Here is a 23,733-nt window from a genome sequence, read left to right as displayed (position 1 = left end):
TGTCATTCGTCATTGCGGGCGAAGCCGTGTCATTTGTCATGCACGGCCCGTGGCGCGGGATCAGCCCGCGCCGTCCGGCACGAACACGTAGCCCACGCCCCATACCGTCTGGATGTAGCGCGGCGAGGCCGGGTCGGCTTCGATCAGCTTGCGCAGGCGCGAGACCTGCACGTCGAGGCTGCGGTCGAAGGGTTCGAATTCGCGGCCGCGGGCGAGCTGCGCGAGCTTCTCGCGCGACAGCGGCTGGCGGGGGTGGCGCACCAGCGCCTTCAGCATGGCGAACTCGCCGGTGGTCAAGGGCAGTTCCTCGCCGTTCTTGCGCAGCGTGCGCGCGCCCAGGTCGAAGGCGAAGGGGCCGAAGGTCACCACCTCGTTGTCGGAGGACGGGGCGCCGGGCGCTTCCTGCGCGGGGCGGCGGCGCAGCACCGCGTGCACGCGGGCCAGCAGCTCGCGCGGGTTGAAGGGCTTGCCAAGGTAGTCGTCGGCGCCGACTTCCAGGCCGACGATGCGGTCCACGTCTTCGCCCTTGGCGGTGAGCATGATGATCGGCGTGCGATCGTTGGCCGCGCGCAGGCGGCGGCAGATGGACAGGCCGTCCTCGCCGGGCATCATCAGGTCCAGCACGATCAGGTCCGCGGTTTCCCGCAGCATCAGCCGGTTCAGCGCCTTGCCGTCTTCCGCCAGGATGACCTCGAAGCCTTCCTGGGTGAGGTAGCGGCGGAGCAGGTCGCGGATGCGAGCGTCATCGTCGACGACGAGGATCTTGTCAGTCCGTGCTGCAGCTTGCGTCATGGTTCTCCCGAGGCCAATTTGTAACAGCGCCGATGGTACGGGTCAGCCGAGCCGTTTTCCGCGTTTTTTCAGCTCACCTTTCACCGTGTTACAGATGTTGCCCCAGCATCGGGCGCTTGACAAGCCGTACGTGAACAGGGCGGCAACGGCAGCGTTCAATAGGGATATGACTATCTTCGCCGCCGTTTTTGCCTCAGTGGGCCTGGCCGCTTCCCTGGCGGTAGCCGCCGCGGACGCGCCGCCGGCGGGCTCGCCGGAGCGCAGCGCGGCGCGCGACCACGGCCTGCGCCAGGCCGTGCAGGACTTCTTCCGCCAGGAGCAGCAGAGTCCTCCGCCGCCCCGCCAGCTGAGCGCCAGCGAGCGCGCGGAGCTGCGCCGACAATTGAGTGAATATGCGCGGCCCACTTCGCGCCGCCACTGACCCCGGAGACCCGATGACCCGAACGCCGCGCCTGTTGGCGACCGGTGCCCTGTGCCTTGCGGCGCTGGGCGCCTCCGCCCAGACCCTGCCGCCGCCCCAGAACGTCCTGCAGCTGCAGGCGAGCGGCACCGTCGAAGTCCAGCAGGACCTGCTGCAGATGACGCTGACCACCTCGCGCGACGGGCTGGACCCGGCGGCGGTCCAGGCCCAGCTCAAGACGGCGCTGGACGCGGCCCTGGCGGAAGCCAAGCGCAGCGCCCAGCCCGGGCAGCTGGACGTGCGCACCGGCAACTTCGCGCTCTACCCGCGCCACAACCGGGACGGCCGCATCGGCGGCTGGACCGGCACGGCCGAACTGATCCTGGAGGGCCGCGACTTCCCGCGCATCAGCCAGAGCGCCGGCCGCATCAGCACCATGACGCTCGGCGGCATCAGCTTCGGGCTCAGCCGCGAGCAGCGGGCCCGGGTCGAAGGCGAGGCGCAGACGCAGGCGATCGAGCGCTTCAAGGCCAAGGCCGCCGACCTGGCGCGCGGCTTCGGCTTCGCCGGCTACACGCTGCGCGAGGTGGCGGTGAATACCAACGAGCCGGGCTTCGTGCCGCGCATGCGGATGGCCGCCGCCCCGGAAGCGCGCGCCGGTGCCGCCGACCAGTCCGTGCCGGTGGAGCCGGGCAAGAGCGCCGTGACGGTGATGGTGTCCGGCTCGGTCCAGCTGCGCTGATCGGCGGTCCGGCCCGGCGTCGACGGATGCCGGCGCCCGGTTCAGTCCGACAGTGCGGCCGTGCGGACGCGGCTAAGCTGCGGCGGATGGATGCCGTCCTGTCCGCCCAAGACGAGCCCGCCCTGCGCCAGCCCCCTGACGTGGAGGTGGACGCCGAGCTGTTCATCGTCATGAACCAGGGCTCGGGGGCCACCGAAAAGGACGAAGTCCGCGCGGCGATCGCCGCCGAACTGGAGCGTGCCGGCCGGCCCTTCCGCTTCGTGCCCGTCGCGCCGGGCCAGATCCTGCAGGCCTGCCTCGACGGTGGCCGGCTCGCGCGCGAGCACGGCGGCATCCTGGTCGCGGCCGGCGGCGACGGCACCATGAACTGCGCGGCGCAGGCGGCTATGGCCCACGACTGCCCCCTGGGGGTCATAGCGCAAGGCACTTTCAATCTGTTCGCCCGCCAGCTCGGCTTGCCGCTCGAACCGGCCGAAGCGGCGCGGGCGCTGCTCGCCGGCCGGCCCGAGCCGGTGCAGGTCGGCTGGGTCAACCAGCGGACCTTCCTGGTCAACGCGTCGGTGGGGCTCTATCCGAAGCTGCTGGCCGACCGCGAAGCGGCCAAGCAGAAGCTGGGGCGCCGGCGCTGGATCGCCATGCTGGTGGCACTGAAGAGCCTGCTGGAGTGGCGCCTGCAGCTCGTGCTCGATGCCGAACTCGATGGCCGGCTCATCCAGCTGCGCGCCGCCAGCGTCTTCGTCTGCAACAACCAGCTGCAGCTGGAGCGCATCGGCGTGGAGCCGGATGTGGTGGCGCAGACGGGGGAGGGGCGCCTCGCCTGCCTGCTGCTGCCCGCGATGGGCACCTGGGCCAAGCTGCGCATGCTCGCGGCTGCCGCCGCCGGCCAACTGGCCGCCGACCGCGAGATCCGCAGCTTCACCCTGCGTACGCTGGCCGTCGGCACGCGCCACGTGCGCCGGCTCAAGGTGGCCACGGATGGCGAGGTGCAATGGATGGAACTGCCGCTGCGCTTCACCGTGGCCCCGCGGCCGCTGCGGGTGATGCTGCCGCCGCCGCAGCAGCGACTGCCCGCCCGATGACCGTCATCCTGCACCTGTCGGACACGCATTTCGGCACCGAGGAAGGCCCCGTGGTCGCCGCCTTGCAGGCGCTGGTGCGCGAGGTGAAGCCCGTGGCGGCCATCCTGAGCGGCGACATCACGCAGCGGGCGCGACGCGCGCAGTTCGCGGCCGCCCGCGCGTTCTGCGATTCGCTGCGCGTCGACCATCTGCTGACCCTGCCGGGCAACCACGACATCCCCCTGTACAACCTCGCCGCCCGCCTGTTCGCGCCGTACCGCGGCTATGCGCGGGCGTTCGGGCACAACCTGGAACCCGAGCTGGAGTTCGCGGACGTGCTGGTGATCGGGGTCAACACGACCCGGCCGGAGCGCCACAAGGACGGCGTGGTCTCGCCGCGGCAGATCCGGCGCGTGTGCGAGCGCCTGCGCGGCGCCCGGCGCGAGCAGCTGCGCGTGGTGGTGACGCACCAGCCCGCCTGCGTGATGCGGACCCAGGACGAGAAGGACCGGCTGCACGGCGGCGAGGAAGCGGTCCAGGCCTGGTCGCGCGCCGGCGCGGACCTGGTGCTGGGCGGGCACATCCACCTGCCCTACGTGAGCGATGTCTGCGCGCGGGTGAAGGCGGCGTCGCGCACGATGTACTGCGTGCAGGCCGGCACGGCCCTGTCGCACCGGGTGCGGCACAACACGCCGAATTCGGTCAACGTGGTCCGCTGGGAACCGCCGGCACCCGGCGAGCCGCGGACCTGCCAGGTGGAGCGCTGGGACTACGACCTGGCGGACGGCCGCTTCGAGTTGACGCACCCGTATGCGTTGAGGCTGGGGGAGTGAGAAAACCCGATACCGAACGCAGAGGGCGCAAAGATCCGCAAAGGACGCAGAAGAACTTCCACCAAGGATGGTTTTCTTCTGCGTCCTTTGCGCATCCTTTGCGCCCTCTGCGTTCGGCTGTCAGGTTTTTACTGCGCGACCCAGCCCCCATCCATGTTCCACGCCACCCCCCGCACGTTCTTGCCCGCGTCGGAGCAGAAGAAAACGGCCAGCTCGCCCAGTTCCTCGGGGGTCGTGAACTGCAGCGAGGGCTCCTTCTCGGCCAGCAGTTGCTTCTTCGACTCCTCGTTGCTCACGCCCAGCGCCGCAGCCTTGGCGTCGACCTGCTTCTGCACCAGCGGCGTCAGCACCCAGCCGGGGCAGATCGCGTTGCAGGTGATGCCGGTGGTGGCGGTTTCCAGCGCCGTGACCTTGGTCAGGCCCACGATGCCGTGCTTGGCGGCGACGTAGGCGGCCTTCTCCGCCGAGGCCACGAGGCCGTGCACCGAGGCGACGTTGATGATGCGCCCCCAGTTGGCCTTCTTCATCGCGGGCAGGGCGAGGCGCGTGGTGTGGAAGGCGCTCGTCAGGTTGATGGCGATCACGGCGTCCCAGCGCTCGGGCGGAAAGTCCTCGACCTTCGCCACGTGCTGGATGCCGGCATTGTTGACCAGTACGTCGGTGCGGCCGAAGGTCTCGGCCACGTAGTGCATCATCGCCTCGATCTCGGCGGGCTTGCTCATGTCGGCGCCGTGGTAGCCGACCTTCACGCCCAGCGCGGCGACTTCCGCCTTCGGGCCCTCGGCGTCGCCGAAGCCATTCAGCACGATGTTGGCGCCCTGGCGGGCCAGCGCCTTGGCGATGCCAAGGCCGATGCCGCTGGTGGAGCCTGTGACGAGGGCGGTCTTGCCTTTCAGCATGGGGTTCTCTCCTCTCCGGGATAATCTGGGTTTAAGCCGAATGCGAGAGCGTAATCGCTTCCGGCCCGAACGCGAAAAACCATGACCGACCCCCGCCTCGACTACGTGACCTGCCCGGATGCCGGCGGCAGCCACCGCATGGCCTATTGGCTATGGGGGGATACCGGGGCGGCCCACGTCGTGGTGTGCGCGCACGGGCTGTCGCGGCAGGGACGCGACTTCGACACGCTGGCGCGCGCACTGGTCGCACGCAGCCCGCATCCGCTGCGCGTCGCCTGCCCGGACGTGGTCGGTCGGGGCCGCAGCGACTGGCTGGCCGATCCGAAGGGCTATGCGATCCCCCAATACGCCGCCGACATGCTGCAGCTGGTCGGCCAGCTGCATGCCGCTGCGCCGATCCAGGCCCTGGACTGGGTCGGCACCAGCATGGGCGGCCTGATCGGCCTGACGCTGGCCGGCGCGCCGCGGCTGCCGCTGCCCGTGCCGCTGCGCCGCCTGGTGCTGAACGACGTCGGCCCGGTGATCCAGTGGACCGCCTTGCAGCGCATCGGCACCTATCTCGGCAACACCGGCCGTTTCGACTCGGTGGAGCAGGCCGCCGAGGCGATGTGGCAGATCTCGCGCGGCTTCGGCCCGCACACGAGCGCGCAGTGGCTGGCGCTGTCGCAACCCATGGTCAAGCCGCTGGCCGGCGGCGGCTTCACGCTCCACTACGACCCGGCCATCGCGCTGCCCTTCCGCACGGTCACCGAGGCCGATGCGAAGAACGGCCAGGCGGCCCTGTGGCAGCTCTACGACGCCGTGCAGGCCCGCACGCTGCTGCTGCGCGGCGCCGAGTCCGACCTGCTGGCGCGCGAGACCGCGCTGGAAATGACGCGCCGCGGCCCGCAGCCGCGGCTGCTCGAATTCGAAGGTGTCGGCCATGCGCCGACGCTCATCACCGACAACCAGGTGGAGGCCGTGGCCTCCTTCCTCCTGGACTCCGAATCCGCTTCCAATGAAAAGCCACACGGCGGAACAGGTTGAAAGCCGGGCGCTGCCCGAACTCGTCACCGCGGCCGAGCAGGCGCTGCCCCACCAGGTCAACGCCCTGCAGCGTGCGCGCGCCTTCGCCGAGCCGCTGATCGCCGGCGAGGTGCTGGACACCGGCGAGAACACGCTGGCACATGCCGACGCGGTGGCCGCCATCCTCAAGTCCATGGGCGGCTCGGAGGCCATGCAGGCCGCGAGCTACCTGGTCTACGCCAGCCCCCACCTGAACAAGCCGCAGGAGGTGATCGCCAAGGCCTTCGGCGAGAGTTACGCCGCGCTGGCGGTGGAGACCACCAAGCTGGTGCGGATCCAGCAGCAGGCCCGGGGCGCCGAGCACTTCCTGGAAGACCCGCGGGTGCAGACCGAGAACGTGCGCAAGATGCTGCTCGGGTTCTCGCGCGACCTGCGGGTGATCCTGCTGCGGCTGGCGTCGCGCCTGCAGACCCTGCGCTACTACGCCGCGACCAAGCAGCCGACGCCGCCGGCGGTCGCGCGCGAGGCGCTGCAGGTGTTCGCGCCGCTGGCCAACCGCCTGGGCATCTGGCAGTTGAAGTGGGAGATGGAGGACCTGGCCTTCCGCTTCCTCGAGCCGGACACCTACAAGCAGGTCGCCCGCTGGCTGGACGAGAAGCGCGTCGAGCGCGAAGACTACGTGGACCACATGCGCCGCCGGCTCGAGTCGGAGCTGCGCGCCCAGGGCATCCATGCGCTGGTGTACGGCCGGCCCAAGCACATCTACAGCATCGTCAAGAAGATGCGGGGCAAGTCGCTCGGCTTCGACCAGGTGCTCGACGTGCGCGCGCTGCGCGTGATCGTTCCGGACGTGAAGGACTGCTACGCGGCGCTCGACTGGGTGCATTCGCGCCTCACGCCGGTCCTCGAGGAATTCGACGACTACATCGCCAAGCCCAAGCCCAACGGCTACCAGTCGCTGCACACCATCGTGCGCGATCCCGCCGGCCGGCCCATCGAGATCCAGATCCGCACCCAGGCCATGCACGAGCACGCGGAGCACGGCGTGGCCGCGCACTGGGCGTACAAGGAAGCGGGTCAAAAGGGCTATGCGGGCGTCAGCGCCTCGAGCGAATACGACAGCAAGATCGCGGTGCTGCGGCAACTGCTGGCGTGGGAGCGCGACCTCTCCGGCTCCGAGGCGGGCCTGTTCGAGGACCGCATCTACGTGCTGACGCCGCAGGCCTCGATCGTGGAGCTGCCCAAGGGTTCGACCCCGGTGGACTTCGCCTACACGGTGCACACCAGCCTGGGCCATCGCTGCCGCGGAGCGCGCATCGACGGCGTGATGGTGCCGCTGAACACGCCCCTGGCCAACGGCCAGACCGTGGAGATCGTCGCGGCCAAGGAGGGCGGCCCCTCGCGCGACTGGCTCAATCCGGAACTGGGCTTCCTGGCCAGCAACCGGGGCAGGACCAAGGTGCGCGCCTGGTTCAACGAACAGCAGCGCCACGAGACGGTGGCGCGCGGGCGCGAGCTGGTGGAGCGGCTGCTGCAGCGCGAAGGCAAGACGGCGCTCAAGCTGGAAGACCTCGCGGGCCGCCTCGGCTTCAAGTCCGCGGAAGACCTGTTCGCGGTGGTCGGCAAGGACGAATTCTCGCTGCGCACCATCGAGACGCTGCTGCATCCGCCCGAGCCCGCGCCGAGCGAGGACGAAGTCCTGCTGGCGAAGAAGTCGAAGCCGACGGCGGCGAAGTCGAACAAGGGCGGCGTGCTGGTGGTGGGCGTGGATTCGCTCATGACGCAGCTGGCCAAGTGCTGCAAGCCGGCGCCGCCGGACGCGATCAGCGGCTTCGTCACGCGCGGCAAGGGCGTGAGCATCCACCGCCGGGACTGCGCGAACTTCCGCGAGCTCGCGGGCCGCGACCCGGAGCGCGTGATCGAGGTGGAATGGGGCCGGCCCAAGGGCGGCGAGCCGCTGGTGTACCCGGTGGACATCGCCATCGTCGCGAACGACCGGCAGGGACTGCTGCGCGACATCTCCGAAGTGTTCGCCAAGGAGAAGATGAACGTCATCGGCGTGCAGACACAGTCGGTCAAGGGCACGGCGTGGATGACGTTCACCGTCGAAGTGGCGGATTCGCAGCGGCTCGGCAAGGTGCTCTCGATCGTGCGCGACGTGGGCGGCGTGGAGTCGGCGCGCCGGCGCTGACATGGACGACCTGCTGCTGCGCAACGTGCGGCCGCTGGGCGAACCGGCCGTGGACGTGTTGGTCCGCGGAGGCGCGATCGCCGCGATCGGCAGGGACCTTGGCGCGGATCCCGCGGTCCCGGTGGAAGAGGGTGGGGGCGCGCTGCTGCTGCCCGGCCTCGTCGAGTCGCATGCGCACCTGGACAAGACGCTGTGGGGCCTGCCCTGGTACGTCAACGAGGTCGGCCCGCGCCTGCAGGATCGCATCGACAACGAGCGGCGCTTCCGCGCGGAGAGCGGCCACGATGCGGGCGCGCAGTCGCTGGCGCTCGCCCGCGCCTACCTTGCGCAGGGCACCACGCGCGTGCGCACGCACGTGGACGTGGATACCGATGCGGGACTGCGCCACCTGCACGGCGTGCTCGCCACGCGCGAGGCCTTGCGCGGGGTGATGGAACTCCAGGTCGTGGCCTTCCCGCAGTCCGGCCTGCTGAGGCGGCCGGGGACGGCGGAGCTGCTGGACGAGGCGCTGCGGCTGGGGGCGGACGTGCTGGGAGGCCTGGACCCGCAGGAGGTCGATGGCGATCGCGCGGCCTCGCTGGATCGGCTGGCCGGACTGGCGCAGCGGCACGGCAAGCCGCTCGACATGCACCTGCACGAAGGGGGAGAAGAGGGGGCGGCCACGCTGGATGCGCTGCTGGACCGCGTCGCCGGCCTCGGGCTGGCGGGTCGCGTGGCGATCAGCCATTGCTTCTGCCTCGGTGACGTGGACGCGGTCCGCCGCGGGCAACTGCTGGAGCGCATGGCGCGGCTGGAGGTCGCGGTCATCACGACGGGCACCGCCTCGCGGCCGGTGCCGCCGCTGCTGGCCTGCCGCGAGGCCGGCGTGCAAGTCGCCGGCGGCAACGATGGCATCCGCGACACCTGGACTCCCTATGGCCGTCCCGACATGCTGGAACGCGCGATGCTGATCGGCTTGCGCAACAACCTGCGCCGCGACGACGAACTGGCGCTTGCGCTGGAGACCGTCACGAGCGCGGGCGCGCGGGTCTGCGGCTTTGCGGGCTACGGTCTCGCGCCAGGGTGCCGGGCGGACTTCGTGCTGGTCGATGCGGCGAACGTGCAGGAGGCCGTGGTGAGCCGTCCGACCCGCGAACTGGTCGTGTCGCGCGGCCGCATCGTCGCGCGGAAGGGGGCCCTGAATTCCTCTGCTACAATAGCGGGCTCAACGACAGGCGCGTAGCTCAGCTGGTTAGAGCACCACCTTGACATGGTGGGGGTCGTTGGTTCGAGTCCAATCGCGCCTACCAACACGAAGGCCTGAAGAGTCCAGTGAATGCTGGAGTTTTCAGGCCTTTTCTTATTCGTCGTGCTGACTCGCGAGGGAAATGCCAGGGCGATGGCTTTCGCAGGCGGCAAACCAAGCGGCAATCGGGCTCTTCATCGCAGGCGCCAGATCAGATGTCCAGCCGTCGCTCGCTGATCCACTTGACCATGGCCGGATCGCGGTGCGAGAAGAAACTGCTTTGTCCCGTCTCCAGCTGCGCCATGCGGGCCATGTCGGACTCGTCCAGCGCGAAGTCGAATACGCGCAGGTTCTCCTGCATGCGCTCCTTGCGAACTGACTTGGCCAGCGCCACGATTCCCCGCTGGACCACCCAGCGCAGGACCACCTGTCCCACGGACCTGTCATGCTTGCGGGCGATGTCCGTGAGCGTCTGGTTGCCGAACAGGTTGTTGCGGCCTTCAGCAAACGGCGCCCAAGCCTCGGGCTGCACGCCGTTCTCGCGCATGAACTTGACGCTCTCCTCCTGCTGAAGGAACGGGTTCACCTCGACCTGGTTCACGGCGGGCACGACCTCGTTCTGGATGATCATGTCCATCAGGCGGTCGGGATGGAAGTTGCTCACGCCGATGGCGCGGACCTTTCCAGCCTTCAGGGCCTCTTCCATCGCGCGCCAGGAGCCGTGCACGTCGCCGAACGGTTGGTGGATCAGGTACAGGTCGAGGTAGTCGAGCTGAAGCCGCGCCAGCGCCTTGTCCAAGGCCTGGCGGGTGCGCTCGTGGCCTGTGTCCTGCACCCACAGCTTGGTGGTCACGAACAGTTCGCCGCGTGGGGCGCCGCTGCGGCGGATACCGCGCCCGACGGCTTCTTCGTTCAGGTACGAGGCCGCGGTGTCGATGAGGCGGTAGCCGACGGCGATCGCGTCCACGACGGCCTGCTCGCACTGCGTGGGGTCCGGGATCTGGAAGACGCCGAAGCCGGCAAGAGGCATGACGACGCCGTTGTTCAGGGTGGTGGTTTGCATGTATGGGATCCTGGTTCAACGGCCGGCCCGTGCGGCCAGGTGCGCGGGGTAGCGTTCGCCAACTGCCTTGGTGTTTGCCAGGCCGTCGGCAATCTGCCGGAGCTCGTTCTCACTCAGGGCGAGAGTGGCTCCGCCGAGGTTCTCTTCCAGCCGGTGCAGCTTGGTCGTGCCCGGGATCGGCACGATCCAGGGGCGTTGTGCCAGCAGCCACGCGAGTGCCACTTGCGCTGGAGTCGCCTGGCGCGCGGCCGCCACGCGGGCAAGCAGGTCGACGAAACCTTGATTGGCCTTGAGCGCCTCCGGCGTGAAGCGCGGGACGATGCTGCGGAAATCGTTCTTGGCAAAGGAGCTGTCGGCGGACATCTTCCCGGTGAGGAAGCCTTTGCCTAGCGGCGCGAACGGGACGAATCCGATGCCGAGTTCTTCGAGGGTCGGCAGGATTTCGCGCTCGGGCTCGCGCCACCACATGGAGTATTCGCTCTGAAGTGCCGCGACGGGTTGCACCGCATGCGCACGTCGGATCGAGGTCACGCCCGCTTCGGACAACCCGAAGTGCAGTACCTTGCCTTCCGCGATGAGGTCCCGCACCGTACCGGCCACGTCCTCCATCGGGACATCGGTGTCCACTCGGTGCTGGTAGAAAAGGTCGATGCGGTCCGTGCGCAAGCGCTTGAGCGAGGCATCGCAGACGGCCCGGATGCGCTCGGGCCGACTGTCCTGGCCCTTCGTGGCGTCGCCTTCCTTGAATCCGAACTTGGTGGCAATGACGACCTGGTCCCGCATCGGCGCGAGTGCCTCGCCGACGAGTTCTTCATTCGTGAAAGGCCCATAGGTTTCGGCGGTGTCGAAGAACGTCACTCCACGCTCGAAAGCCGCCCGGATCATGGCGATCGCTTGCGGCTTTTCCAGCTGGGTTCCGTACCCGTAGTTCAGACCCATGCAGCCGAAGCCGAGGGCAGATACGACAGGTCCGCGGGTACCAAGTTGACGTGTTGGAAGTTGGTTCATGCCTCGAATTTAGGCCTTGCCCCCTCCGGGAACTAGCCACGAACGCCTTGAAGGATTCGCAAGCGGCGAGTTGATAATCGACGCCATGCCCATCAATGAAATGCGGTCGATCACGATCTTCGCGAAGACGGCGGAGCTCGGGAGCCTGCGCAAGGCAGCGGACGCGCAAGGGATGACGCCGCAGGCGGCCAGCCAGGCGCTCGCGCAGCTGGAAGAGCACTTGGGCGTGCGCCTGTTCCACCGTACGACGCGCAGCATGGCGCTCACGGACGAAGGTCGCCAGTTCCTGGAGTCGGCGCTGCCCGCCCTGGCGGGACTGCAGCGGGCGCTAGCAGTCACTCGACGAGCCAAGGACGAGATTGCCGGGCCGCTGCGCATCGTGGCGCCGCGCTCAGTGCTCGCTCCGGCGCTGTGGCCGGTCTTGCACGAGTTCTGCGGCCTCTACCCGGAAGTGCAGCCCGACGTCCAGCTGGAGGACCGGCTGGGCAACTGGGTCGAGGATCGCGTGGACGTCGGTTTCCGGATCGGAGCTTCACCTGCCGAGGGAGTCGTCGCCCGCAAGCTGTTCCCGCTGCAGCTGATCATCTGCGCCGCACCGGGGTATCTGGCCCGGTACGGCGCTCCCGAGACGCTCCACAGCCTCGCATCCCACCGCTGCAGCGCCTTCCGCAGCCCGGGTACAGGTCGCGTGGTCCCCTGGCGTGTCAGGCAAGGCGACAGCGTGGTGGAGCATCAAGTCGCACCCGCACTGTGTGTCAACGACGAGGCGCTGGAAACCGAAGCGGTGCTCGCGGGAAACGTGATCGGCATGTTGACAGCGGTGGCTGCTGCGTCGCACATACGTGCTGGCCGCCTGGTGCCCCTGCTGACCGACCACGTGGTGGACCATTCGAGCGTATTCGTCTACTACGGCAGTCGCGCGGCCCAGCCGACGCGGGTGCGCGCATTCATCGACTTGGCCGTGGCGCGTCTGGGAGGGAACGCGGATTTCGTGCTGACCGCCAAGGAGCTTGCGACCGCAGAGAAGAAGGGGCGGGCACTTCGGCACCTGCGGTGAGTTGGCTACGAGTGTCAAGCGACATCAGAATCTGACCCCCGGCGACATCCAAGCACGACCAAGAAGAAAAGGCCCGAAAAACCCAGCATTCACTGGACTTTTCGGGCCTCGGATTTGGTAGGCGCGATTGGACTCGAACCAAAATGCCGTCGCTGGGCCACGACCGGCGACTCAGCGATGGCCGAGGGCGCGCCAACCCGCCGGCGGCGGCGATATCACTAGCTGGCTAGATGTCGTCTGCGGACGTCCTCGCCGAGACGCCTCGATGAACGCGACTCCATCTTCCTCAGCTCGCGCTGCCCGGGTACGATCGAAAACCTCGGTGCGCCCGGGTTGCGCATCGCGGCTGGAGTTCCTTGCAAGCGATGCCCGCCGGCCCCGGGCTGGTCCGTTTGCAAGCCGCCCGCAGTCCACTTGAGAATCGGGAATGCTGTTCAGACGAGCGGAACCACTTCGGGGTGCCCCATGGCGGAACGTCAACGCGAGCTGACCCGAACGCTTCTCGGCGCTATCTTTCTGGGCGGGTTGATCGTGGCGTCGCTCTGGATCCTGCGGCCGTTCGTTGCCGCCGCGATTTGGGCGACGACGATCGTCGTCGCCACGTGGCCCGTGCTGTTGTGGTTCCAGGCTCGGTTGTGGAAGCGCCGGTGGCTTGCCATTGCCGCAATGACCGCGGTGTTGCTGCTCGTGTTCGTAGTACCGCTGGCGCTCGCGATCGGCACGGTGGTCCTGAACGCAGACGAACTCCTCACGTGGCTGAAATCGATGGCCAGCTTCCGCATGCCGACGCCCCCGGACTGGATCGCCCGTCTGCCCTTCATCGGGTCGAAACTGACGCTGGCCTGGGAGCAGGCCGCAGCGTCAGGTGTCGAGGGGCTGCTGTCGCGAGCGATGCCTTATGCGGGAAGGTTGACGCAATGGTTGGCCTCGGAGGCCGGCAATGCAGGAGTCCTGTTCATGCAGTTCCTGCTGACGCTGATTCTCACGGCGTTGATGTACGCGAGCGGCGAAGCCGCCGCGCTGGTCGTTCTGGGCTTCGGCCGCCGCCTGGCGGGGAACCGCGGCGAGAACGCCGTGCGGCTTGCCGGCCAGGCGATCCGCGGCGTCGCGCTCGGGGTGGTCGTGACGGCGGTCGTGCAGGCTGCACTCAGCGGGATCGGGCTGGGTATGGCTGGAATCAAGTTTGCCGGACTGCTCACGGCGGTGGTTGCCTTCTTGTGCATTGCGCAGATCGGCCCGTCGCCGGTGCTGGTTCCCGCGGTGATCTGGCTTTATTGGAGCGGCGAGACGACGTGGGGCACGTTCCTGCTCGTCTGGTCCATGGTCGTTGTGATCATGGACAACTTCCTTCGGCCGGTGCTCATCAAGCGTGGCGCTGACTTGCCGCTGTTGCTGATCTTTGCTGGCGTGGTTGGTGGGCTGCTGGCATTCGGCCTGGTGGGCGTTTTCGTCGGTCCTGTCGTGCTCGCAGTGGCCTATACGCTGCTCCGAGCCTGGATCGACGACGACAGACTCGACCCATAGCGCTGCACGCTCGCAGGTTCCTTGGCCCCTGTGCAAGTCGCCGGCGCCAGGGGGGAGCAACGGCGATCAGCTCGTCGCTCGTTTGCCCCTGGTCAGCGACAAGGCGTCAGCGGACGTCCCTGGTCCTCGATGTCGCGTTCGCGCCGCCCCGTGAAGTGCTGCAGCGCCGCCCCTCCTGCCAATGTCGCTGAGACGCGCGTCGATCCACTATGTTGTGGGGTGTCCCGACCGGTGCCACAACAAGTTACCCGCCTGCGCCGCGGTCGGGAGACCTTGAGCACACAATGGTCCAATAGTCTCGAGCGATTCCTTGCCGGGGCTTTCGGTGGGAGGCTGCAAATCGATGCTCCACGACGCTCGCACGACAGCGAGAATGATCCATGCGCCGCGGCGGATGCTGCAGTCGCGGCTTGGGCGGAAATCGACGCGCTGCTCGCGCCGGTTCTCGGCCGGCGCGGTGTAGCCGCGCCGTACCAGCGCAGCGTCCATCTGACGCTGACCACCCGGCCGTGGCTCGCCCCCGCCCGCGATGGACTGTTGCAGCCAGGCGGGCTCGACCCATTGCACACCGCGCTGGCCGCACAGGACGGTGCGACCGCCGCTGCCGCCAGCCCGGAACTGCTGGCGAACTTCCGCGTCCTGCTGGCCAGCCTTCTCGGTGAGTCGTTGACCACCCGACTGCTGGCTCCGCAGCAACGCGCGCCCCCGCGCGGCGACGCCGCCAAGGAATCCCAGCCATGAATGCCGCCAACGACCGAGCGATCATCCACCGCCTCCTCACCGGAGTGCCCGGCCTCGACAACGTGCTGGGAGGCGGCCTCCCCGAGTTCTCCTTCAACGTCATAGCGGGCCCCCCGGGTTCCGGCAAGACGACGCTGGCGCACCAGATCATGTTCGCATTGGCCAGTGCGGAGCGTCCGGCCCGCTACTTTACCGTCCTGGGTGAGCCGCCGTTGAAGATGCTGCGCTACCAGCAGGAGTTCGATTTCTTCGACGCGGGCAAGCTGCGACACGCCATCCATTTCATCAACCTCGCGGAGGAGGCGGCCTCGGGCGACCTCGGCAAGGTGCTGCATCGCATCCTGGCTGAAGTCGAGTCGAAGGGACCGGGGCTCCAGGGCAACGACAACAACCCGGTGTTTCACGGTGGCCGACGGCCTGATCTGGCTGCGCCAGAGCGAGCAGCGCAACTCGGTGGTGCGCAAACTGGAGATCGCCAGGATGCGAGGGCAAGCGACCCTGGCTGGCCTGCACTCGTTCCGCATCGACAGCGCCGGCATCCACGTGTTCTCGCTGCCCGCGGTGGACCGGCCGCAACTGCGGGCGGCCCCGCATCCGTCGCGGCAGCGCGTGCGCATGGGTGTCGAGGGGCTGGACGCCATGCTGGGGGGCGGTCTGCCGCGCGGTTACTCGCTCCTGGTGGCCGGCCCGTCGGGTGCCGGCAAGAGCATCCTCGCCTCGTCCTTCCTGGTGGAAGGGGCGGCCGAGGGCACGGCAACGGCATCCGGCTGGGAGGCATGCTGCACCAACACGAAGGCTTGCTGGGTGGCCGAGCCACCCTGCGCAAGAGAGACGCAGGAGAGCCCACCGATCCCAGCTGGGGAAGCCCGAATCCGAAGAAGAGCTCATGAATCCCAATGTCCTTTCTTGCCGAGGTGCGACCATGAAGAGCGATTCTTCCCGTAGGAGCTCCACCCGGGGCCCCAGCCCGCTGGAAGTGCTGGCCGTCGAGGCGGCGGCCTTGCGAACCGAACTGGTGACGCTGCGACAGAAGCTCGCCAGTGTCGAACGAGACCTGAGCGCAGCAGGCGGCGGAGTCCTGCACGAGACCAATCAAGAGCTCGTGGTGGCCGCCGAGCGCGCCCATGAAATCGCGGACGCGGCGCGCACCGCCCTAGAGCGCGTGAGCAGCCCGGCCGCCCCCGAGGATGCCATGGCGCGGCTGGATCGGCCTGAGACCTTCGACAATCTGCGAGAGGCCAACGAACGACTCGTGGTGGCGGCCCTGCACTCGCAGGAGCTGGAGGAGGAGGCGAAGCAAGCCTACCGCCAGTACGTGGCCTTCTTCGCCACCGTGGCCCATGAACTGCGCAATCCGCTCCTGCCGCTGCGGCTGGCAGCGCGCATGCTGGATCGTGCGCACGACGACCCCGAGATGCTGGCCAAGCTGCAGGCCACCATCACCGGGCAGGTGAATCACATCGCACGCCTGATCAGTGACCTTCTGGACGGCGCACGCGTGAGCACCGGAAAATTCCGGCTTGAGCGGGTGAGCGTCGACCTGGTTCGACTACTGGCGCTGGCCGTCGAGTCCTTCCTCCCGCTGGCGGAAGGGCGCCACCAGAAGTTCAGCAGTGCGATGCCGGCGGGTGCGGTGCCGGTGTTTGCCGATCCGGTGCGGCTGGTGCAGGTCTTTGGCAACCTGCTGGAGAATGCCTCCAAGTACACGCCCGAGGGCGGCGAGCTCGCGTTGGACGTCAGCGTCCAGGGGCCGAATGTGGTGGTCGCCATCTCCGACAACGGCATCGGCATCACCCCGGAGGCGCTGCCGCACCTGTTCAAGATCTTCGTGCAGGACGCCCATGCCGTGGCCTTCGACCGGGGCGGCTTCGGCATCGGGCTCGCCGTCGTGCAGGAACTGGTCCTCGAGCATGGCGGCGCCGTCGTCGCGACCAGCGCGGGGAAGGGCCGGGGGAGCCAGTTCCGGGTCACTCTTCCGCTTGAGGTGCCGGGCGTGAGCCATGGCGCCCATCGTCCGGGCGCGCCATCAGCCGGGCCCGGCCCTTGTGTCCGGAAACGCACGGACACGGGAGCGTGAATTCCCCATGCTGTGGAGGACCACCTGAAGGCCCCGATGAACCCCATCACCATCTTCGTTGTCGCGGCGATTGCGCTGGCAGGCGCGGGACTCGCCTTCCTCGGCTGGCTGCAGGCGGCCATGGCCTTGTGGGTGGTCGCGGCGGTCGTCGCCGCCTCGCTCAAGATGGCCAACACCTGGCAGAAGTTCGTCGTGCTGCGCGCGGGCAAGCTGCAAGGGGTCCGCGGACCTGGCCTGTTTGCCATCATCCCCGTCGTTGACACGGTAGTGGCCGTGATCGACGAGCGCATCCAGACCACCGCGTTCAACGCGGAGCAGGCGCTGACGCGCGATACGGTGCCCGTGAATGTTGACGCGATCATTTTCTGGCACGTGCACGACGCGCAGAAGGCAGCGCTGGCCATCACGGACTACCGGCAGGCGATCGACCGCGTGGCTCAGACGTCGCTGCGCGAGATGATCGGGGCGTCGATGCTGGCCGCTCTGCTATCGGACCGGCGCGCGGCCGACCGCCAGCTCGGGGAAGAAATCGGCGCCAAGACCGTCGAGTGGGGCGTGACAGTGCGATCGGTCGAAATCCGCGACGTCGCGATCCCCGTGGCGTTGCAGGACTCGATGTCGCGCCAGGCGCAGGCCGAACGCGAGAAGCAGGCCCGGATCATCCTGGGCTCGGCCGAAGCCGAGATCGCGGCGCGGTTCGTCGAGGCGGCCCGCGTCTACGCCGGCCAGCCGGGTGCCTTGCAGCTGCGGGCGATGAACATCGTCTACGAGACCACGAAGGAGCGCGGCACGACGATCTTGATCCCGAGCGCGATGGTCGACAGCATGAACCCCGCAGCCGTCGCCGTCGCCCTGGCGACGGCCCAAGCGGGTGCCCCGGTTGCAGCGGAAACACCCGTGCACTAGTCCACTGAATCATTGAAATGGCACCGGCTGGATTCGCCGGGGAAGGGTCCGGGGCGGGGCGGTTTGATATGCGCCCCAGTGGGTTTGATGTGGCGCGAAACCCGCCACCCCACGCCAGCGCGGCATTTTGCCGAATGGCGAGGCGTCGCCTCGACCCCGGATCATGACTTCCGGTCCCTGGGGGGCAAGTGGCACGAGGTCGACGTGTCGTTCCCATACATCTTGCCTCTGTCCCGCCCGGTGCCGCGGAAGGACCGTATCTACGGGGACCGGGCAGCGAAGGGCCGCAGAAGAATCTTGGCCAAAGAGAAGCCCTTCGGGCCTGTCAGCTCAGGGGCTGTCCAAAAGTTCACGGCGCCGGCATCAACACCGTAACCGAACGGCTAGGCAGCCAACCCCAGCATGACCCGCGCCACCGATTCGGCCACCTCGATGCCATCGACGCCGGCGGACATGATGCCTCCGGCATAGCCCGCGCCTTCGCCGGCCGGATACAGGCCGCGGACATTCAGGCTTTCGTGCTGGCGGTTGCGGGTGATGCGCAGCGGCGACGAAGTGCGCGTCTCCACGCCGGTCAGCACCGCGTCCGGCATGGAGAAACCGGCGATCTGCCGCTCGAACGCGGGCAGGGCCTCGCGGATGGCGTCGAGCGCGTCCACGGGCAGGCTGCCGCGCCCCGGCTGCGCCAGGTCGGTCAGGCGCACGCCCGGCCGATAGGACGGCAGCACGTTGCCCAGCTCGCGGCTGCGCTGGCGCTTGATGAAGTCACCCACCAGCTGCCCCGGCGCCATGTAGCCGCCTTCACCCAGTTCGTAGGCCCGAGACTCCCAGAAGCGCTGGAACGCCATGCCGTCCAGTGGGTTCACCGTGCCTTCGGCCTTGCCGTCCTGCCGGTAGTCCTGCGGGGAGATGCCCACCACGATGCCGGCATTGGCGTTGCGCTCGTTGCGCGAATACTGGCTCATGCCGTTGGTGACCACGCGTTGCGGCTCGGAGGTCGCGGCCACTACCGTGCCGCCGGGGCACATGCAGAAGCTGTACACGCTGCGGCCGTTACTGGCGTGGTGCACCAGCTTGTAGTCGGCCGCGCCCAGGATGGGATTGCCGGCGTTCCGGCCGAAGCGCGCGCGATCGATCACGCTCTGCGGGTGTTCGATGCGGAAGCCGACCGAGAACGGCTTGGCTTCCATGAAGACCCCGCGCTCATGCAGCATGGTGAAGGTGTCACGCGCGCTGTGTCCCAGTGCCAGCACGAGGTGATCGGCGCGCAGCTGTTCGCCGGACGCCAGCGTCACGCCGCGCAGTTGGGCCGCCTCGCCCTGCCGCTCGATATGAACGTCGGTCACCTGCTCGCCGAAGCGGACCTCGCCGCCCAGCGCCACGATGTCGGCCCGCATCTTCTCGACCATGCTCACCAGCCGGAAGGTGCCAATGTGGGGCTTGCTGACGAACAGGATTTCTTCCGGCGCGCCAGCCTTGACGAACTCGGCCAGCACCTTGCGGGTCAGGTGGCGCGGGTCGCTGATCTGGCTCCAGAGCTTGCCGTCGCTGAAGGTGCCGGCCCCGCCTTCGCCGAACTGCACGTTCGATTCGGGGTTCAGCACGCCCTTGCGCCACAGGCCCCAGGTGTCCTGGGTACGCTGGCGTACTTCCTTGCCGCGTTCCAGGACGATCGGCCGCAGGCCCATCTGCGCCAGAATCAGGGCCGCAAAGATGCCGCAGGGTCCGAACCCGACCACCAGCGGGCGCGGGGCCTGCTGCGCCAGGAAATCGGCGGGCGCATGTCCGACGAAGCGGTAGCGGGTATCCGGGGCGGGCCGCAGATGCGGGTCGCCCTGTTTCGTGGCCAGCACCGCCGGTTCGTCGCGCAGTTCGCAGTCGATCGTGTAGATCAGCACGATCGCGTTCTTCTTGCGCGCGTCGTAGGCGCGCCGGGAGACGGTGAACGCCAGCAGGTCGGCGTCCGGGACGCCCAGGCGCGCCACGATCGCCGGGCGCAAGGCGTCCTCGGCGTGGTCGAGCGGCAACCGAAGTTCGTTGAGTCTCAGCATTGCGCCTGAATGCAAAACGCCGCCCCAGGGGCGGCGATGCGCAGTCACCCTCGGGGTTTAGCCGCCCTTGCGGGGGCGCTTGCCGGGGTTCTTCTTGCTGCGGGTGTGCGAGCCGCGCTCGAGGCTGATCTTCTGGCCACGGCCGACGGTGTTGGTGACGCCGGCGGGGGCGGCGGGTCTCGGGGTGGCGCGGCGATCCGCTTCGGTGACGATCTTGTTGCCCATGACGGCTCCGTTGAGGGGTTATTGGAAGGAGAAAGCCTTCGATTATCCCTCAGGCCGCTGGAGGTCGCCCAGCCAGCCAAAGTCCAACGGCCGCAGTACCTCGTACAGCCGCCATTCGGGGCAGCGCATGTCGCCGGGTTCAATGACCGCTGTGCACCAGGCAGCGCGAATAGGCTCGCCGGCGGTTACCGACAGCAAGCGACCCGTTGCAGCCGTACATGCCTTTCAAAACCAGTCGTTCATGGCTGACGCTTCAGTCAAGCGGCGGCTGCCGAACTACGGCGCCGAACCGGCCGCAGCAACTCAGGCGTGAAGAACCGGCTCGCAATGGCCGCCAAAATGATCGGCGTGAAACCGATCACGGCGGCATAGACCAGCAGGCCCGCGGTGCCGATCACTCCGGCCTTGAAAAGCCCGTAGCCCACGAACAGCAAGACATGGGTCAGGGCTCCAGCGGCATACGCCACGCCCACGACCTTGCCACTGTACGGTCCGCGAATCGCGCAGACGTAAATGACCCAGAGGGAGAACGGAACAAACAATAAGGCGGCGCTCCACAAGCCGGTGTTGTAAGCGCCCGCCGCGACGCCCCCAGCGCTGTGCACAAGTCCGTTGGCGAAGAGCAATCCCCAGAAGCTGAGCCCGATGAGCACGTTGCGTCTAAAGAGGTACGCTGCTAGCGGCGCGCCGAACCACATGAGAGCGATGTTCACCACCGGGTAGAAAGCCAAGGGAATGGGGCAGTCGGGATACGGCGGAAAGCCGATTTTCTGGCAGATCATTTCCTGGATCGAGTAGTCGAAGCCGATCACCGGCAGGCTGTACTCCTCGAACTGATGTATCCAGTAGAACGGCACGGCGAGCCATGCCAGCCACATCGGATCACGCCAGCGCGACACCGTGGTGTCGCCACGGAACGTGTCGGTCAGCAGAAGGATCGCGACCATCACGATCGCTCCCCCCACTCCAATGAACGGCCAAACGGTGTAGAACCAGTGTGTTTGCACAGTGCCATCCTGTTGTTGAACCGTGACTGGATCGCTGAAGCCAGAAGGCGTATTCCGTCCTCAGAATGAGGCCGTTGTTCCCGGACTTGCCCTGCGCATACTCAAGGTTCAGCACGATGCCGACTGCGGGCTTGAGGACGTACTGAACTCCTGCTCGGAAGGCCGGGAAGTTTGAATCTGATTCAATCTAGCGTCAATGTAATCTCCCTGCTCGCACAACTTCCTTCAATCCACGACGCGATGGCCGAGGCCCGAAGCAACCTCCGTACCGATGGGCAAGCGACCCGCGAGCGCATCCTGGAAGCCGCAGGTGAACTCTTCGCCGCTGATGGCTACGCGCAGACCACCGCGAAGGCGATCGCAGACCGGGCCGAGGTGGGCTTGACCCTGATCAACTACCACTTCGGCGGTCGTGAAGGGCTCTATCGAGCCGTGTTGATAGAGGCCCACCGGCGCCTCGGCAAACTGTCCGAATTACGCGAGCTTGCCGAAAGTGAGTTGCCCGCCACGGCGAAGCTGCGCGCGCTGATTTACGGCCTGGTACGACCTGCGACGAAGCGCCAGCCAGGGTGGCACATCAACGTGCTTGGCAAGGAAATCTTTGCGCCTTCGGCGCACTTCCCCGTTCTGTTTGAGGCCGAGGTGCCACCCAAATTGGCGATCATCAAGCAGATCCTCAGTGACATCACGACGATTCCCGTCGACGACCCTGCACTGGTCCGCTGCGTAATCAGCGTGTTGGCGCCGTGCTCGATGCTGCTGGTCGCAGCACGGGGCGCGCCCGGGCCGCTGGACGAAGTTCGTCGGATGCCTCGGGAAGCCATCATCAGCCATCTGCACACATACGCGCTTGCCGGCCTCGAGGCAATTGGCCGCGAACACGGCCGTCGCGAGTCACCCAGGTCGAATCGAGTCAGCGCGGCAAAGCCAAGGGGCCGGAGCCGACCGGTCGGGTCGAAAAAGTGATTGCAAATCGCCGGCAGCGCGAGCGAACCGGCGTGCTTCAAGTTCCTTCACGCCAACGGCCGTCTTAGATGCGCTTCACCTACCTCGCAGGCATAAAACAGATTTGCTCGAACTTTATCGGCATTGCGCGACTGCGCCTTCGCACCTCGTAGTCTCGCCACTGGAGTTCACGCAGAAAACGACCGCTGTGCGGCGATCAATCCGAAATCGTGGATGTCGCTGCTGGGTCGATCGCGTTTTCGAAGGGCAGCTTATCGGCGCAAGGCCCGGCGACTCCTTGTGGCCGGGACCGTGAGTCCGAACGCTCGCTTCGAAGCTGACCGGCATCGCCAGGCTCTGGCGTCACCCGCGTGTGGCGGGTCGCGGCACGCCACGTCGACTTCATGGCGATGCTGCCGACTCACCCTCCCGACCAAGAGGGGCAACTGGCCTCCGGCGGCTTTCTGCCTCACTAAACCCGTAACAGCGCCTTGATGGCCCGCCGCTCGTCCATCGCCTTCTAGCCTTCGGCGACGTCGGCCAGCGGGATCTGCAGATCGAAGACCTTGCCTGGGTGAACTTGGCGTTTCAGTCCCATCATCAGGGCCGCCACTCCGGCGCCGCGACCACCGCTCGCGCCGCGGGCCACCGCTGGTGCGGCGCGGGCCCGCGCGGCCGCACCTTCAAGAGTCTCGCGCCGGGCTCGACGCAACTGCCCAGGCGGTGCGCAGCCCGCTGGCCGCCTCCTCGAGGCTGTCGGCTCCGATCAGGGTCTGCTGGATCTGGGCGGGCGACAAGGCGCGTGCGGGGTAGTCCTGCGCCAGGCGCGCCACCGCAGCATCCTGGTCAGGGAAGAAGCGTCCGATCAGGCTCTGCAGCTGGCTACGCGTCGCATTGCCGAGCTCGATCGCCAAGTCGATGCGACCCGGGCGGATCAGCGCCGGATCGAGCCGCTCGCGGTGGTTCGTGGTCAGCACGACGATGCGGCCCTCCTGGGCACCGACGCCGTCGAGCGCGTTCAGCAGACCCGAGAAGCTGAACTGGATCCGGCTGTCTTGCTTATCGCGCGCGACGAAGAAGGCGTCGATGTCCTCGATCAGGATCAGCGAGCGCGGTGGTGTCTCCTGCAGCAGGCTGGCCAGCACGTTGTCGGTCAGCTTGGGGTTAGTCAGCGACAGCGTGCACAGCTTCAGGCGCAACTCGCCGGCCAGCGCCATGGCGACACTGGTCTTGCCGGTGCCCGGCGGGCCGTACAGCAGGTAGCCGCGCCGCCAGGGGATGCCCATCCCCGCATACCACTCGCGACGACCGAAGAACTCGTGAATGTCGTCGTGGAGTAGCCGGGCCACGCCGTCCTCGAGCACGACCGAGTCGAGGCTGCGCCGCGGCTTGCTGTCGGCCAGCCGCCATTCGTCACCCCAGCGGTCAACCGTGTACAGCGTGAGCCGGTTCGCGCGCCGATCGCCTGCGTGGCGAACGACGGCCTCGAGCAATTCCTCGAGCACGCGCCGGCGGGCCAGCAGCGCGCCGATCCGGACCGTCTCGATCACCTGCATGTTCGTCGCGATCTCGCGCTGCATCCACATCGGTCGACCGCGGTACCAGAAGAAGTGGAACCCTGGCGCCGGGCTGTATTGCAGCCGGGGCGCATCGTCGGCGTCGGCCTCGTCCTCGGCGACCGATGCGGGCGCCTGTACGACCGTGAAGAAGCGGCTGCGCTGTCCGAAGCGCTGCTCGTCCATCCAGGCGACGAAGGCGCCGAACAGGTCGTTGCGGCTGTCGAGCGTGGCCGTGACGATGACCGCGCGCTTGAGTTGACCCCACAGCGCGCCGGGCAGGTTGCGCAGCAACGCGGCGACCACGCCAACCAGCCCGAGCGCGATGGCACCGGCGACGACCTGGTTGTCCAGCTGGGCGCGAACCGCCTCGGTGATTTCGGTCCACATGGGACGACGATCCTAGCGAGGTTTGCATGCCTCGATGA

Annotated in this window: 22 protein-coding genes, 1 tRNA gene and 1 pseudogene; 16 read left to right on the top strand and 8 right to left on the bottom strand. The window is 67.8% G+C overall.

The features are described from left to right. Window positions 1–60: 60 nt before the first annotated feature. A complete protein-coding gene (ompR, locus tag JJ685_RS21175) occupies window positions 61–792 on the bottom strand; it encodes an osmolarity response regulator transcription factor OmpR (RefSeq protein WP_201676336.1) in 732 nt (243 codons plus the stop codon). A 166-nt stretch (window positions 793–958) separates the two neighbouring features. Between ompR and JJ685_RS21170 the strand changes: the two genes are divergently transcribed. From JJ685_RS21170 to JJ685_RS21155, 4 genes are all read left to right on the top strand, one after another. Beyond that, window positions 959–1,213: a hypothetical protein gene (locus tag JJ685_RS21170; protein WP_201676335.1), complete on the top strand. Its 255-nt coding sequence runs from the start codon at window positions 959–961 to the stop codon at window positions 1,211–1,213. A 13-nt stretch (window positions 1,214–1,226) separates the two neighbouring features. After that, on the top strand, window positions 1,227–1,934 hold the full coding sequence (locus JJ685_RS21165; RefSeq protein WP_201676334.1) for an SIMPL domain-containing protein: 708 nt from the start codon (window positions 1,227–1,229) through the stop codon (window positions 1,932–1,934). 86 nt (window positions 1,935–2,020) lie between these two features. Next, entirely contained in the window at window positions 2,021–3,013 is a 993-nt protein-coding gene (locus JJ685_RS21160) for a diacylglycerol/lipid kinase family protein (RefSeq protein ID WP_201676333.1), read from the top strand. Beyond that, a complete protein-coding gene (locus JJ685_RS21155) occupies window positions 3,010–3,825 on the top strand; it encodes a metallophosphoesterase family protein (RefSeq protein WP_201676332.1) in 816 nt (271 codons plus the stop codon). The genes JJ685_RS21160 and JJ685_RS21155 overlap by 4 nt, the downstream gene beginning before the upstream one ends. Before the next feature lie 128 nt (window positions 3,826–3,953). Here the strand turns inward: JJ685_RS21155 and JJ685_RS21150 are convergent, their stop codons facing one another. Continuing rightward, entirely contained in the window at window positions 3,954–4,724 is a 771-nt protein-coding gene (locus JJ685_RS21150; protein ID WP_201676331.1) for a 3-hydroxybutyrate dehydrogenase, read from the bottom strand. 81 nt (window positions 4,725–4,805) lie between these two features. Between JJ685_RS21150 and JJ685_RS21145 the strand changes: the two genes are divergently transcribed. The 4 genes from JJ685_RS21145 (at window position 4,806) to JJ685_RS21130 (ending at window position 9,209) form a co-directional block, all read left to right on the top strand. After that, on the top strand, window positions 4,806–5,750 hold the full coding sequence (locus JJ685_RS21145; protein WP_201676330.1) for an alpha/beta fold hydrolase: 945 nt from the start codon (window positions 4,806–4,808) through the stop codon (window positions 5,748–5,750). Continuing rightward, complete coding sequence (locus JJ685_RS21140) at window positions 5,722–7,920, top strand: RelA/SpoT family protein (RefSeq protein WP_201676329.1); 2,199 nt, start codon at window positions 5,722–5,724, stop codon at window positions 7,918–7,920. The genes JJ685_RS21145 and JJ685_RS21140 overlap by 29 nt, the downstream gene beginning before the upstream one ends. 1 nt (window position 7,921) lies before the next feature. Continuing rightward, complete coding sequence (locus tag JJ685_RS21135; protein ID WP_201676328.1) at window positions 7,922–9,142, top strand: amidohydrolase family protein; 1,221 nt, start codon at window positions 7,922–7,924, stop codon at window positions 9,140–9,142. Next, window positions 9,133–9,209, top strand: a tRNA-Val gene (locus JJ685_RS21130). The genes JJ685_RS21135 and JJ685_RS21130 overlap by 10 nt, the downstream gene beginning before the upstream one ends. 147 nt (window positions 9,210–9,356) lie before the next feature. Here JJ685_RS21130 and JJ685_RS21125 read toward each other — a convergent pair. Continuing rightward, the gene (locus JJ685_RS21125; protein WP_201676327.1) at window positions 9,357–10,208 is read right to left on the bottom strand and encodes an aldo/keto reductase; all 852 of its coding nucleotides are present in this window, start codon (window positions 10,206–10,208) and stop codon (window positions 9,357–9,359) included. A 15-nt stretch (window positions 10,209–10,223) separates the two neighbouring features. Further along, the gene (locus JJ685_RS21120) at window positions 10,224–11,216 is read right to left on the bottom strand and encodes an aldo/keto reductase (RefSeq protein WP_201676326.1); all 993 of its coding nucleotides are present in this window, start codon (window positions 11,214–11,216) and stop codon (window positions 10,224–10,226) included. Between the two features lie 85 nt (window positions 11,217–11,301). Between JJ685_RS21120 and JJ685_RS21115 the strand changes: the two genes are divergently transcribed. From JJ685_RS21115 to JJ685_RS21090, 7 genes and pseudogenes are all read left to right on the top strand, one after another. Further along, entirely contained in the window at window positions 11,302–12,273 is a 972-nt protein-coding gene (locus JJ685_RS21115; RefSeq protein WP_201676325.1) for a LysR family transcriptional regulator, read from the top strand. Window positions 12,274–12,738: 465 nt separating this feature from the next. Next, window positions 12,739–13,797 (top strand): AI-2E family transporter YdiK, encoded by a 1,059-nt coding sequence (gene ydiK, locus JJ685_RS21110; protein WP_201676324.1) that lies wholly within the window; start codon window positions 12,739–12,741, stop codon window positions 13,795–13,797. A gap of 273 nt (window positions 13,798–14,070) precedes the next feature. Next, window positions 14,071–14,538, top strand: a complete 468-nt coding sequence (locus JJ685_RS21105; protein ID WP_201676323.1) for a hypothetical protein — start codon at window positions 14,071–14,073, stop codon at window positions 14,536–14,538. Further along, window positions 14,535–14,780, top strand: a pseudogene (locus tag JJ685_RS30475) (RAD55 family ATPase); the annotation flags it as partial. The gene JJ685_RS21105 and the pseudogene JJ685_RS30475, both read left to right, overlap by 4 nt. 163 nt (window positions 14,781–14,943) lie before the next feature. Beyond that, complete coding sequence (locus JJ685_RS30470) at window positions 14,944–15,483, top strand: ATPase domain-containing protein (RefSeq protein WP_408015487.1); 540 nt, start codon at window positions 14,944–14,946, stop codon at window positions 15,481–15,483. Further along, window positions 15,425–16,615: a sensor histidine kinase gene (locus JJ685_RS21095; RefSeq protein ID WP_201676321.1), complete on the top strand. Its 1,191-nt coding sequence runs from the start codon at window positions 15,425–15,427 to the stop codon at window positions 16,613–16,615. The genes JJ685_RS30470 and JJ685_RS21095 overlap by 59 nt, the downstream gene beginning before the upstream one ends. A 36-nt stretch (window positions 16,616–16,651) precedes the next feature. Further along, window positions 16,652–17,521 carry a slipin family protein gene (locus tag JJ685_RS21090; RefSeq protein WP_201676320.1) on the top strand — a complete coding sequence of 290 codons (870 nt, stop codon included), beginning with the start codon at window positions 16,652–16,654 and terminating at the stop codon, window positions 17,519–17,521. Window positions 17,522–17,904: 383 nt separating this feature from the next. Here the strand turns inward: JJ685_RS21090 and JJ685_RS21085 are convergent, their stop codons facing one another. The 3 genes from JJ685_RS21085 to JJ685_RS21075 all read right to left on the bottom strand — a co-directional run bounded on the left by JJ685_RS21085 (window position 17,905) and on the right by JJ685_RS21075 (window position 20,744). After that, window positions 17,905–19,572: an NAD(P)/FAD-dependent oxidoreductase gene (locus JJ685_RS21085; RefSeq protein ID WP_201676319.1), complete on the bottom strand. Its 1,668-nt coding sequence runs from the start codon at window positions 19,570–19,572 to the stop codon at window positions 17,905–17,907. 57 nt (window positions 19,573–19,629) lie between these two features. Then, the gene (locus JJ685_RS21080; protein ID WP_201676318.1) at window positions 19,630–19,797 is read right to left on the bottom strand and encodes a hypothetical protein; all 168 of its coding nucleotides are present in this window, start codon (window positions 19,795–19,797) and stop codon (window positions 19,630–19,632) included. A gap of 257 nt (window positions 19,798–20,054) precedes the next feature. Then, window positions 20,055–20,744 (bottom strand): HXXEE domain-containing protein, encoded by a 690-nt coding sequence (locus tag JJ685_RS21075; protein ID WP_236599190.1) that lies wholly within the window; start codon window positions 20,742–20,744, stop codon window positions 20,055–20,057. A gap of 231 nt (window positions 20,745–20,975) precedes the next feature. On the opposite strand from JJ685_RS21075, the gene JJ685_RS21070 reads away from it, so the two are divergent. Continuing rightward, window positions 20,976–21,770: a TetR/AcrR family transcriptional regulator gene (locus tag JJ685_RS21070; protein ID WP_236599169.1), complete on the top strand. Its 795-nt coding sequence runs from the start codon at window positions 20,976–20,978 to the stop codon at window positions 21,768–21,770. A 662-nt stretch (window positions 21,771–22,432) separates the two neighbouring features. On the opposite strand, the gene JJ685_RS21065 is transcribed toward JJ685_RS21070, so the two are convergent. After that, a complete protein-coding gene (locus tag JJ685_RS21065; protein WP_201676316.1) occupies window positions 22,433–23,695 on the bottom strand; it encodes an AAA family ATPase in 1,263 nt (420 codons plus the stop codon). Window positions 23,696–23,733: the final 38 nt, after the last annotated feature.

It is taken from the genome of Ramlibacter monticola (genome assembly GCF_016722785.1).
Classification (GTDB): Bacteria; Pseudomonadota; Gammaproteobacteria; order Burkholderiales; family Burkholderiaceae_C; genus Ramlibacter; species Ramlibacter monticola.
The sequence above is the reverse complement of the archived record's forward strand: the minus strand, read 5'-3'. Positions and strand labels throughout refer to the sequence as shown.